Below are 12,193 nucleotides of genomic sequence, written 5' to 3'. Positions count from 1 at the left end.
TCCGCCCGGATCACAGTACCTCGCGTGTTGAGGTTTTCGACCGCCCGCGCCTCGTTTTTTCGTCAATTACGGGTTGGTCCACGTAATTTACATACTGCGGCTGGCACGGCACGAATGCCGAGCCTAAGTTGCTTTGAATAACGTGGCGCAATGCCAGCGAGTATCGGCCAAAACGCAAGAAAAGCATTTTCAGCGCAGCGCGTCGGTTCCCGATCCGTCGGTTGATGGACCGGACGCTTCTGTTCCCGAAAAAATGAGAAGACCGGCCGCCCCGCGGCCTGAACCACTGTGAAGGATGAAAAGCCATGAAACACTACCTGAAATTGGCCGGCTCTACTGCGACCGCTGCACGCACGACGAGACTGCTTTGCGCCACCGCCGCGGCGGTACTGATCGGCATGAGCACCGCTTCCGCCGAAGCGCCGAAGATGAAGATGACGACGCCGATACCGGATTCGATCATCACGCCGGAGAGTTTGGACACCAGGCTTGGCAAGCTGAACTTTTTCGACGGCTTCCCGGATGACGCCACTTCGGAGAAGCTTTACGACAATCTCGACTTCATGCGCGGCGTCGACGCCTTCCTCAACGCGATGCCCGGCGCATCGGTTGAAGCCCTGCGAGTCGGACTGGCAAAGCAGGGCGCCGACAACAATCAGACCATTCTGATCTTCGAAAACCTTATGGACTCGCATTCGTTGTACCTGACCGGCAACACCGAAAGCATCTACAATCTGATGTGGCTGGACACCAAGGCCGGTCCGCTGGTCATCGAGACGCCGCCCAATATCCTGGGCATGATCGACAATCACTGGTTCCAATATGTTGGCGATGTCGGCAATGCCGGTCCGGACAAGGGCAAGGGTGGAAAATACCTGCTCTTGCCGCCAGGCTATGAGGGCGAGGTCCCCGAAGGTTATTTCGTATTGCGGACGTCGACCTACGGAAACCTGTTCTTCTGGCGTGGCTTCCTCGAGAACGGCAGCACCGCAACTGCGGTCGAAAACACCAGGAAATTCGCCAAAGTGTATCCTCTTTCGGACGTCGGCAATCCGCCGCCAATGAAAATCATTAATACGTCTGGCAAGGAGTACAACACCATCCATGCCAATGATTTCCATTTCTACGAGGAAGTGAACAACATCGTCCAGTACGAGCCGAATGAGGCCTATCACCCGGAAGTGCTGGGACAACTCGCCGCCATCGGCATCGTAAAAGGCAAACCCTTCGCGCCGGACGAGCGGATGAAAAAGATCCTCACCGAAGCCGTGGCCGTCGGCAATGCGACAGCGCGCACCATTACCTTCAAGACTCGTATGAAGGACGCCTACTACTATCCGGACAGTGCCTGGTTCACCGGCTTTGTCGGCGGCAGCTACGAGTTTCTTCTGCAGCCCGGCGTGCGCTATCTGGATGCCCGTGTCCTGTTCCACTACTATGCGACGGGCATCACGCCGGCCATGGCGATAAAGCGCGTCGGCATCGGTTCGCAGTACGCAGGCGCCACGACCGACAAGGACGGCAAGCCGTTCGATGGCGGCAGGACCTATAAGGTGCATCTGCCGCCAAACATTCCGGCAAAGAATTTCTGGTCGTTCGTCTTGTATGACAATCAGACGCGTTCGATGCTGCAGACGGACCAGCAATTCCCCAGCATCGGCAGCGACAAGAAAGACATTGTGATCAACGCGGACTCCTCGGTCGATGTCTGGTTCGGCCCGACGGCGCCGGAAGGCCATGAGGCCAACTGGATCCAGACAGTCCCCGGCAAGGGCTGGAACGTTCTTCTTCGCCTCTATGGTCCGCTGCAACCATGGTTCGACAAGACCTGGAAGCCCGGCGAGATCGAACTCGTCCCGTGACAAGTGGATACGGTTGGCCATGGGGCGCGGATCCCATGGTCCCGCTGGCGCTCTTCTCATTTCAACGTCGGCGTCGAACTTGGCCAGCTGATATTTATTGCCGTCGTGCTGGTCGCCATTCATCTAGTCCAGCGCGTTTATGAATTGCCGCGGCAGGCGGTTGTCGCCTGAGCCTATGTCATCGGGACGATCGCAGCGTTCTGGAGCATTGAGCGCTTTGATTCAATGTTCATGTAGCGGGCGTGGAGCGACCCCATGGGTATAATGAAATCCGAGCAGCGATCCGATCCACACGAAGGCTCTGACCCGTGGTGAATGCTCGCATCGATGCCTTTCTCAGAGAGGGCAGGCCGAGTTCGGATGACGTGGACAGGACCGCGCAGCTCTATGGCGTGTCGCTCACCGCCTCCAAGGCGGCCTTGCTCTTTTTCAGGGTTTGGTTTGCCTGATGAGCAGCGGCGGCAGTCTCCCCGCCACCCTCGACGTGAACGGTGGGAACCGCGATCTTGATACCGTTTTCCGCGAATGCCGCCTTGATCATCATGAGTGCGCGCCGCTTGATGCCGAATTGGGTCCCGGGCTTCGTCATCAACTTCATCCTCAGAACGATCGCATAGTCCCCGAAACTGTCGATGCCCTGCATCTTGAGCGGTTCGATCGTGTCGGCCGCAAATTCAGGATCGGCTGCCAGTTCCTGGCCGATCTTCTTGATGAGCTTGCGCGCCAGATCCACGTCGGAATCGTAGGTAACGTTGATCATCATCTTGTCGAGCACCCAATCCCTGCTCATGTTCTGGACCGCCCCGAGCTCACCGAACGGGACGGTATAGACGGGGCCGCGATGATGACGCAGACGCACCGAACGCAGGCTGAAGGATTCGACCGTGCCTTTGTAGCTGCCGCTCTGGATGTATTCACCGACCCGGAAGGCGTCGTCCATCATGTAGAAGACGCCGCTCAGCACGTCCTTGACCAGGGTCTGCGAGCCGAAGCCGATGGCAATGCCGAAGATGCCGGCGCCGGCAATCAGCGGGAGTATCTTCACGCCGAGCCCGGCGAGGACCGTCAGCACGGTGACCGCGGCTATGAACAAGGCAAGGGCGTTGCGGAATATCGGCAACAGCGTGCGCAGCCGGCCGCTGCGGGCCAGCTGGTCGGCGCTGCTCCCATCCGCCTGCGCAAGGTTCATGCGATATTCGATCAAGGCCTTCGACAGTTGCCAGAGCAGGTCAGCGATCAGCAAAATGATGATGCCGTGGAGCAGCCCGGTTATCAGGAAGCCGCCGGTTTCGCTGCCGGCGAGGCTCGCAGCCCTGATCCGCCAGATATGGGTGAGCCATGCGACCGCCGCGGCAATGACCGCCGCCCTGGCGCCCCTGACAATGAGCACGTTGACTGCGACGCCCATCGCGCCGCTGCGCTCCGACCTGCCGGCGAAAGCCTGTGCCGCGGCGCCGACTCCGCGCAAGGCTGTCGGCAGCACCAGGGCGAAAATCCCAAGCCACAGGACGCCGAGCAGGCCGGCGACCCAAGCCATCCAGAGCACGATCAGGAACAATGTGAGAAACCATTGCTTGACCAGGGAGCCTCGCCCGTCGGGCCGTTGCCAGACGACGTCGATTGCGGTCGCCAGAATGCCAAGCCCGAACAGGAAGGCGGCGAGCTCTGCAGCCTCTTGAGAGAAGCCCAGGCTAGGCATGAGGCTGGCGATCGCCCAGCCGAACAACAGGAACCCGGCCACAAGGCTGACTCGCCACCGCCAGAAACGGGTCGAAGCCTCGCTTTCGAAAAGCGGAGTCGGCCTGTCCGAGGGATCGCTCGTCGCACCGCCGAACGCAAACAGCAATCGGGCTGCCGCGCGAACGACACGGAACGCGATGAACGCAAGAAGCAGGGTCAGAATGATCCTGCGGAGCAAGGGTGGCCATCCGAGTGCCAAGAACGAACCGGCGCTGGCGAGCGCAAAAGTCAGCAGGGCGACAGTCTCGAAGAGGATCGCTTGTCCGGCGTCTTCCTGAGCAACCGCGCTCCTCGTCCTGGCGAGCGCTCGTCGCACCGCCCACTCGGCTCCGAAACCGACCGCGATCAGGACCGCCAGGATGCCCATGACCAGCCCTGGCCTGCCGGAGTTCACGTCACGCGAGACAATTTCGGCGGCGCGCGAAAATTCTTCCGGCAGGCGCGGGATCGCGGCGCCGAGCGCACCGATACGGGCACGAATACCCGTCTCCACGCTCAAGATGTCCTCGGAAATGGACAGGCCGGGCTCGTCCGTGGCCGCTGGAATCTTTCCCTCGAGCCATGCCTTTAGTTGCGGATCGGACAAAAGCTCGAGGAACTGCTTTGCCTTTTCGGGCGGAAGGTCGGGGGAGGGCTGTTGGGCTAGCGAAGTTCCTTGCAAGAGCGCTAGCAAGAGCACGACGATAACTGGCAAGAACCCGAGCCGTAGCTTGTAATTCATGAGTGCCTCGAGTTTTGAATGCCGCAGCTGCACATATTGGCTCCTCGCCCCTTTTATGGGCCCTGTTCTGGCTGCATGCTACGTCTCCGGGCAGAGTGGCTGCAAGCTAAGGGCGCAGTCAAAATCCATCGGACTCTTTGTGCCCATAAAACCGGACAACGAGTCCCAGAATCGGACCTTGCTGCACGACATCGAGGAAACCGTCGTCGTTGCTGTAGTCGACGCCCAGTGCCCGGTACCCGATGACCGATGAGATGCGATCGTTGAAACGATAGCCGACCGCCCCGGCGACATCCCAGTCGATGTCGGCTTCGCCGGCGCCGACGAGCCCCACCGGTCGACCTCGGGCCTGACCGAATAGTTTCCACGAAGACCGGCCATGGCATCCACCCAGGCTGCGCCCGTGGCTTCACTGAAGGAAAAGTCGGTGTCGACCGTCCACACCCTACTGTCGCGGAATGCCTCATTTGCGGATCGCAAATTCGGCATGCGGCAGGCGTCGCTTGCCGCCGAATATCACAGCTCCCTGCCACGAGTTTTGCCATTTGCTGCCATAGCGCCATCCCTTATGCGCTAGAATGCGCATAGTCTTTTTGATGATGCCAGTATCAGTATGTAAGTTACGCAGTCGGACTGTTGTTTGGTGAAGCTGTATCCGCCGATGGCCGAGGATTGACACGCTTGTGGCAGCGGTCCTCAAAGAACCCGCAATGTCTTCCCGATCCGACCCAAGGCCATTGCGCGGTATATCGGCGCCGGGAATTGGATCTCCCTACTCTCATTTGTCCCGTCGAGCTAGACCGTATCCTGGATAGCCCGCTTTCGATGCAACCGAGCGGATTCCGTCCGTAGGTTACCGTTAATTACCTTCCGCCCCGAGCGGCAATAGGCGAACCTCACGAAGGGCGATTTTGTCGGGGGCATGTCTGAAGCGTCCTGCCACCAGTTTCGTCTCGTCGATAGAACGCGGAGCATGCCAGGGAACCGAAAACTCGGGTCATCCTGGAAAAGCGGTGCAGTCAAAGGAGGACGTCAGATGAGTGACAAGCAGGCGAATCCAGACCGACAACCGAACCGGCGCGACATTTTGCTGACCGGAGGATCTGTGCTTGCCATTTCGGCTGTCGCATCCGGAATAGCCACGAGCGCGATAGCTCAAGCAGCCGGCACAAAACCCAACATCCTCGTCATTTTCGGCGATGACGTCGGTTATTGGAACCTCAGCGCCTACAACCGGGGCATGATGGGCTATCGCACGCCGAACATCGATCGGATCGCCAAAGAGGGCGCGATCTTCACCGACCACTATGCCCAGCAGTCCTGCACAGCCGGGCGCGCCGCATTCATTACCGGCCAATCCTGCTTCCGCACCGGCCTGCTGAAGGTAGGCCTGCCGGGTGCCAAGGAAGGGCTGTCGGAGAAAGACCCGACACTTGCGGAACTGCTCAAGCCGCAGGGCTATGTTACCGGGCAATTCGGCAAGAACCATCTCGGCGACCGCAACGAGCATCTGCCCACCGTTCACGGCTTCGATGAGTTTTTCGGCAATCTCTATCACCTCAATGCCGAGGACGAGCCTGAGCATCCCGACTACCCGAAGAACCCCGAGTTCAAGGCCAAGTTCGGTCCACGCGGCGTGATGAAATGCAAGGCCAGTGCAACCGACGATCCTACCGAAGATCCGCGCTTCGGGCGGGTGGGTAAACAGGAGATCGAGGACACCGGTCCGCTGACGAAGAAGCGCATGGAAACTGTAGACGAAGAGTTCCTCGGCAGCGCGCTCAACTTCATCGACCGCTCGAACGCCGACGGGAAGCCGTTCTTCTGCTGGTTCAATTCGACCCGGACCCACATCTACACGTTTCTCAAGGAGGCCTCGAAGGGCAAGACCGGCTTGGGCATCTATGCGGACGCCATGGTGGAGATGGACGGCATGGTTGGCCAGCTTTTGGGCAAGCTCGATGACCTCGGCATCGCCGACAACACCATCGTCCTTTGGACGACCGACAACGGCGCGGAGGTTTTCTCGTGGCCGGACGGCGGCACCACGCCTTTCAAAGGCGAGAAGAACACAAACTGGGAAGGTGGCTACCGCGTGCCGTGCATGATGCGCTGGCCGGGCGTCATCAAGCCCGGAACCGAAATCAATCACATAACGTCACACGAAGATTTCGTGCCGACGCTGGTCGCAGCCGCAGGCGAACCAGACGTGACGGCCAAGCTGTTGAACGGATACGAAGCGGCCGGCAAGACGTTCAAGGTGCATCTGGACGGCTACAACCAACGCGACGTGTTGGCCGGCGAAGGCGAAGGCAAGCGCCACGAATACTTCTACTGGACCGATGACGGCAATCTCGCCGGCTTGCGTTACGAACGTTGGAAGATGGTCTTCCTCGAGCAGCGCGAGGAAGGACTGGCCGTGTGGGAGAACCCGCTGATTCCGCTGCGGTTCCCGAAGCTTTTCGACATCAAGGGCGACCCGTTCGAACGGGCGCAGACGGACGCCGGGGAATACGACAGATGGCGTGTCGAGCACGCCTTCGCGCTCGTGCCGGCACAGGCTTATGTCGCCAAACACCTGCAGACCTATGTCGAATTCCCGCCGCGGCAGAGGCCCGGCAGCTTCGCGCTCGACCAGGTCCTGGCGAAACTGCAGGAGGGTGGCAGACACTGAGTCTTCGCTTTGAATAGGCCGCGCTCGCACTATCGGCAGGCGCGGCCTCCAAGCCAACTCGGAAGCAGGTCAATGGCAGTCGCGAACAACAATCCTTCGACCGAGACCATTGCTCAGAGGGCAAAGAACGAGCTGCGCGAGTACGCGCTCCTGTCCTTGTATCTATTCGTCTGCTTTGGTGCGCTCGTTCTCTACAAGGCAGCGATCCTTGGCGAGGAGGGCATCAGCTATCTGCCATCAGGCCTGGCGGCCATCAAGGCACTGATCCTGGCGAAGTTCATAATGCTCGGGCAGATGATTCGATTGGGCGACCGGCGCGGAGGAGGAAGAATCGCCTACGTCATAGCCTACAAGGCCTTGCTCTATCTGATCCTGCTTCTCGTTCTCTCGGTCATCGAGGAAGTCGTCGTCGGTTTGATTCATGGGCGATCGGTCGCCGCCTCGCTCGCTGAGTTCGGAGGCGCCAAGCTGCCTCAGACGCTGGCGACAAGCCTGATCATGCTGCTGATATTGATCCCCTATTTGGCGTCCAGGGAACTGAATGTCGCCCTTGGCGAAGGCAGGCTCTGGACGCTGCTGCTCGAACGCCGCGACGGACCTCGGTCAGCCGGTTTGGCAGCTGCCGCGAAAGAGCCAGGCCCAACGAACCCGAGCGATCACCCTTACCAGTGATCGCTTTTTGATGATGGCGCTCCTGATGGGCGCTGACCTACGGGAGACATCAAGCTATGCCCAATCTTGCTTGCGCCGCGAAGCGGTACCTGGTGTCCATCCTCCTGTTGCTGGGGGCCGCTGCCTCTGCCACTGCAGAAGGCACCGATCAGTTACCATCCTGGAATGACGTCCAGTCCAAGCAGGCGATCGTCGCGTTTGTCGAACGTGTGACTGCGGAAGGCGCGGCGGACTTCGTGCCCGAAGCAGAGCGCGTCGCCGTCTTCGACAATGACGGCACGCTGTGGGGCGAGCAGCCGCTGTACTTCCAACTCCTGTTCGCACTCGATCGGGTCAAGGCAATGGCCCCGCAGCATCCGGAGTGGAAGGACAAGGAGCCCTTTGCCTCGTTGCTCAAGGGCGACGTGAAAGCTGCACTCTCAGGCGGCGAGCCGGCGATCGTGGAGATCGTCATGACCACGCACTCCGGTATGACAACGGTGGAATTCGACCAGATCGTTCGCGACTGGATTACCACCGCCAAACACCCAAAGAGCGGCCGGCTCTACACCGAGATGGTCTACCAGCCGATGCTGGAGCTGTTCGCGTATCTTCGCGCCAACGGTTTCAAGACTTTCATCGTCTCCGGCGGCGGCATCGATTTCATGCGTCCCTGGACGGAGAAGGTCTACGGTATACCGCCCGAACAGGTCGTCGGCAGCAGTGGCAAGACCAAGTTTGAGATGCGCGACGGAACGCCGGTGCTCATGCGGTTGCCGGAAATCAACTTCATTGACGACAAGGCGGGCAAGCCTGTCGGCATCCACCAGCACATCGGTCGCCGGCCAATCGCGGCGTTTGGCAATTCGGACGGCGACTTGCAGATGCTGCAATGGACATGCTCGGGACCTGGCCCGCACTTTTGCCTTTACGTGCACCACACCGACGCGGAGCGCGAATGGGCCTACGACCGCCAGTCGCACATCGGCCGCCTCGACAAGGGCCTCGACGCTGCAGCCGATTCTGGTTGGACGGTTGTCGATATGAAGAAGGATTGGAACCGGGTGTTCGCCTTCGAGAAGTAAGGATTCGGAGCAAGACGATGCGTCAAGTTGTGGAACGCCAGGCTCAATCTACACAGGTCGAAGAGCCATTCCTGAACATGGTCTGGATTCCCGGCGGTACATTCCTCATGGGATCGGACAAGCACTATCCCGAGGAGGCGCCGGCGCATAGGGTGACAGTGGGCGGCTTCTGGATGGACGCCTGCACCGTCACCAACCGCGAGTTTGCTCGGTTCGTCGATGCAACTGGTTACGTCACCTCGGCCGAACGTCCGGTAAATCCCGACGATTATCCCGGAGCGAAGCAGGACATGCTGGCGCCGTCGTCGGTGGTGTTCAGCAAGGCCAAACAGCGTGTCGATCTTCGCGATCACTACAATTGGTGGGTCTACGTTCGCGGCGCCAATTGGCGCCATCCGCGCGGGCCGGCGAGTTCGATCAAGCGGCTGGCCGAGCATCCGGTCGTGCATGTGAACTTTGAGGATGCCGAAGCCTACGCATCGTGGGCGGGCAAGGAATTGCCCACCGAGGCCGAGTGGGAATTCGCGGCGCGTGGCGGGCTCGACGCGGCCGAATTTGTCTGGGGCGATGAAATGGCACCCGATGGCCGACACATGGCCAATATTTGGCAAGGCGAGTTCCCATGGCAGAATCTCTGCGAGGACGGCTACGAGGGGACGTCACCCGTCGCCTCCTTTGCCGCCAATGGCTACGGCCTATACGACATGGCTGGCAATGTCTGGCAGTGGACCACGGACTGGTACCAGGAACACGGCAAGATCGACAGCCCGTGCTGCACGGTTGACAACCCCCGCGGTGCCAAACGGGACGACAGCCTCGATCCACGGCAGCCGCAGATCAGAATCCCGCGCAAGGTGATGAAAGGCGGATCGCATCTTTGCGCGCCCAACTATTGCCGGCGCTACCGCCCGGCCGCGCGGATGGCGCAGCCCGTCGACACGTCGACGTGCCATTTAGGTTTCCGCTGCATTGCACGCAAAACGTGACGAACACTGCCAAAAACGCCCGGCGCAAAGCCTGCCGGAACAGAGACAGACAGGGAGGATCGAAGCATGACGGGCAATGAGATGTTGAAGGTCGGCGCGGCGGCGCTGGCGCTGCTGCTTGCCGGGTTTGGTTCGGCGCACCCTGTCCTTGCACAAGAACAGGTCGCGGCGGCTGACGCTTCGGGTGATGCGACGACTTCGCCGGAGCCGCTGAGCGCCGACGAGATGGAGGTCCTGGTTGCGCGGATCGCGCTCTATCCGGACGAGCTGATTGCTGTGATCACGGCTGCTGCACTCTATCCGCTGCAGATCGTCGAGGCGGCGCGCTTCCTCGACCGGTACGAGAAAGACAAGAGCCTGAAACCCAAGGACAGCTGGGACGGCTCCGTGGTGTCACTGCTCAACTATCCGGACATCGTCAAGATGATGAGCGACGACCTCGAATGGACGCAGACGCTCGGCGATGCCATCGCCTACCAGCAGAAGGACGTGCTGGTTGCCATCCAGCAGCTGCGCGACGAGGCGGTCGCCAAGGGCGTCATCAAGACCGACGACAAAATCCAGGTGGTCAAGGAGAACGACAATTTCGTCATCAGGTCGGCGAGCCCCGAAGTGATCTACGTCCCGCAATATCCGCCACAGATGTTTTATGAGCCGGATTACGTGTGGGAACCGATCCGCTATTATCCCGATCCTTACCCCTATTATGTGTATCCGGGCGCGACCTTCTTCGCCGGGGCGGTGACGGGCGCCATCTGGGCCGCCGCCGTCGACTGGGACGACTGGGGGGTATGGGGTGGAGGCTGGAACGGCAACGACATCGATATCGACTGCAACAACTGCTTCAACAACCGCGACTTCAACGGCAATATCAACATCAACGACGTCGACTGGAAGAATGTCGATCGCAGCAAGATTAAGATCGACCGCGATCAGTTGAACAAGTTCGACCAGAACAACATCAAGAACAGGATCGAGAAGAATGGCGACAACGCCATCCGCGACCGCGCCCGCGACATCAAGAAGAACGACAGCCTCGCCAACAGGGCGCCGGGCAAGACGGCGGGAACGAGAGACGTGCGCAAGAGCACGCTCGACGGGCTGAAGGGCCAGGGCGGTCAGGCGGCAAACAGGCCGGGCAACAGGCCGAACGTCAAACGCCCAGAAGCCAGGCCCGCCGTCGCCGACCGCCCGACCGCCAACCGCCCAACCGCCAAACCGGCAAAGGTCAATCGTCCGGCTGGCAAGCCAAAACCTGCGGCAAGGGTCGACAACCGGCCGAAGAAACCGTCGGGGCTTGGCAACGTCGATCGCGGCAAGGTGACCAAGGTCAGCTCCAACCGTGGCCACAAGTCGATGGGCGGCGGCCAGCGCGGCGGTGGCGGCCACAAGCAGATCAAGCGCGGCGGCGGCGGACGCGGGCGTTAACGGAACGGGAGGACAGGATAATGACACAGATGTTCAGCACCACCCGTCACACGGGAGTTTTGCATACGATCCTTCTCCGCTCTGTCTGCGCGGTGGCGCTTGCAGTGGGCATCGCCGTCTCGCAGCCAGCCGCTGCACAGGATGCGCCGGATGCGCCGGAGATCACCGCCTTTGCGGCCGCCGCCGAGCCGCCTGTCTTCGATACGCCCGAGGCAGCGGTCGAAGCATTCAAGCAGGCGCTCAACGGCGCCGGCAACGGTGCGGTTGCGGCCCTACTCGGCCTCGATGCGGAAAAGCTGAAGGCCGACGAGAACGCGGACGAGACGCTGGCGGCGATCAAGGAGGGTGTGGCCAAGCAGCTTGTCCTCGATGGCGAGGGCGACCGCCGCACGCTGCAGATCGGCGACAAGCTGTGGCCGCTGCCGTTTCCGCTCGTCAAGGGCGAGGACGGCAAGTGGGCTTTCGACACCTATGCCGGGCTCGAAGAGATCGTGAACCGGTATGTCGGCGAGAACGAGCTCACCGCGATCGAGACGATGCGCGCCTATGTCGATGCGCAGGAGGACTATGCGGCTCAGGACCGCGACGAGGATGGCGTGGAGGAGTTCGCGCAGAAGCTTATCAGTACTGAAGGCATGACCGACGGGCTCTACTGGCCGACCGACGACATCAACGGTGAGAGCCCGGCTGGCGCCAATATCGATCAGGCCGAACTTGAGGACGCGGCCAAGGGCGAAGGCTATTTCGGCTACAAATACAAGATCCTGACCGGCCAGGGCGATCAGATCGCCGGCGGCGCCTACGACTACGTCATCAACGGCAACATGATCGCCGGCTTCGGCCTTATCGCCTGGCCGGCCAAATATGGCGAGACAGGCGCAAAAACCTTCGCCGTCAACCAGCACGGCGTCGTCTACGAGACCGATCTCGGGCCAACCACCGAGCAGATCGTCAAATACATCGACCGCTTCGATCCGGACGATACCTGGCAGGTCGTGGGCGACTGAGAAAAATGGATCAAAAGCCGGGTTATTTCCGAGTCGATC

At 60.5% G+C, this 12,193-nt stretch carries 8 protein-coding genes and 1 pseudogene; 7 read left to right on the top strand and 2 right to left on the bottom strand.

Annotated elements, in window-relative coordinates; all coding sequences use genetic code 11:
* The first annotated feature begins 305 nt into the window (after positions 1 to 305).
* Positions 306 to 1,862, top strand: a complete 1,557-nt coding sequence (locus AC0L17_RS07075) for a DUF1254 domain-containing protein (protein ID WP_473515279.1) — start codon at positions 306 to 308, stop codon at positions 1,860 to 1,862.
* Positions 1,863 to 2,247: 385 nt separating this feature from the next.
* Here AC0L17_RS07075 and AC0L17_RS07070 read toward each other — a convergent pair whose 3' ends face one another.
* The gene (locus AC0L17_RS07070; protein ID WP_473515278.1) at positions 2,248 to 4,323 is read right to left on the bottom strand and encodes a mechanosensitive ion channel domain-containing protein; all 2,076 of its coding nucleotides are present in this window, start codon (positions 4,321 to 4,323) and stop codon (positions 2,248 to 2,250) included.
* A 118-nt stretch (positions 4,324 to 4,441) separates the two neighbouring features.
* Positions 4,442 to 4,770: pseudogene (locus tag AC0L17_RS07065) on the bottom strand (hypothetical protein); the annotation flags it as partial.
* Positions 4,771 to 5,359: 589 nt separating this feature from the next.
* On the opposite strand from AC0L17_RS07065, the gene AC0L17_RS07060 reads away from it, so the two are divergent.
* The 6 genes from AC0L17_RS07060 to AC0L17_RS07035 all read left to right on the top strand — a co-directional run bounded on the left by AC0L17_RS07060 (position 5,360) and on the right by AC0L17_RS07035 (position 12,154).
* Complete coding sequence (locus tag AC0L17_RS07060) at positions 5,360 to 6,997, top strand: arylsulfatase (protein WP_473515277.1); 1,638 nt, start codon at positions 5,360 to 5,362, stop codon at positions 6,995 to 6,997.
* A gap of 72 nt (positions 6,998 to 7,069) precedes the next feature.
* Entirely contained in the window at positions 7,070 to 7,669 is a 600-nt protein-coding gene (locus AC0L17_RS07055; RefSeq protein ID WP_473507686.1) for a hypothetical protein, read from the top strand.
* 56 nt (positions 7,670 to 7,725) lie between these two features.
* Complete coding sequence (locus AC0L17_RS07050) at positions 7,726 to 8,733, top strand: HAD family hydrolase (protein ID WP_473515276.1); 1,008 nt, start codon at positions 7,726 to 7,728, stop codon at positions 8,731 to 8,733.
* Positions 8,734 to 8,750: 17 nt separating this feature from the next.
* Positions 8,751 to 9,719, top strand: a complete 969-nt coding sequence (locus AC0L17_RS07045) for a formylglycine-generating enzyme family protein (protein ID WP_473515360.1) — start codon at positions 8,751 to 8,753, stop codon at positions 9,717 to 9,719.
* A gap of 81 nt (positions 9,720 to 9,800) precedes the next feature.
* Positions 9,801 to 11,147, top strand: a complete 1,347-nt coding sequence (locus AC0L17_RS07040) for a DUF3300 domain-containing protein (RefSeq protein ID WP_473515359.1) — start codon at positions 9,801 to 9,803, stop codon at positions 11,145 to 11,147.
* A gap of 20 nt (positions 11,148 to 11,167) precedes the next feature.
* A complete protein-coding gene (locus AC0L17_RS07035; protein ID WP_473515275.1) occupies positions 11,168 to 12,154 on the top strand; it encodes a DUF2950 domain-containing protein in 987 nt (328 codons plus the stop codon).
* Positions 12,155 to 12,193: the final 39 nt, after the last annotated feature.

The organism is Mesorhizobium sp. WSM4829, assembly GCF_055811475.1.
This window is presented reverse-complemented; position numbering and strand designations above follow the sequence as displayed.

Coding starts and splice junctions, on each gene's coding strand:
- AC0L17_RS07075 (WP_473515279.1), top strand. CDS start 306: ATGAAACACTACCTGAAATTGGCCGGCTCTACTGCGACCGCTGCACGC.
- AC0L17_RS07070 (WP_473515278.1), bottom strand. CDS start 4,323: ATGAATTACAAGCTACGGCTCGGGTTCTTGCCAGTTATCGTCGTGCTC.
- AC0L17_RS07060 (WP_473515277.1), top strand. CDS start 5,360: ATGAGTGACAAGCAGGCGAATCCAGACCGACAACCGAACCGGCGCGAC.
- AC0L17_RS07055 (WP_473507686.1), top strand. CDS start 7,070: ATGGCAGTCGCGAACAACAATCCTTCGACCGAGACCATTGCTCAGAGG.
- AC0L17_RS07050 (WP_473515276.1), top strand. CDS start 7,726: ATGCCCAATCTTGCTTGCGCCGCGAAGCGGTACCTGGTGTCCATCCTC.
- AC0L17_RS07045 (WP_473515360.1), top strand. CDS start 8,751: ATGCGTCAAGTTGTGGAACGCCAGGCTCAATCTACACAGGTCGAAGAG.
- AC0L17_RS07040 (WP_473515359.1), top strand. CDS start 9,801: ATGTTGAAGGTCGGCGCGGCGGCGCTGGCGCTGCTGCTTGCCGGGTTT.
- AC0L17_RS07035 (WP_473515275.1), top strand. CDS start 11,168: ATGACACAGATGTTCAGCACCACCCGTCACACGGGAGTTTTGCATACG.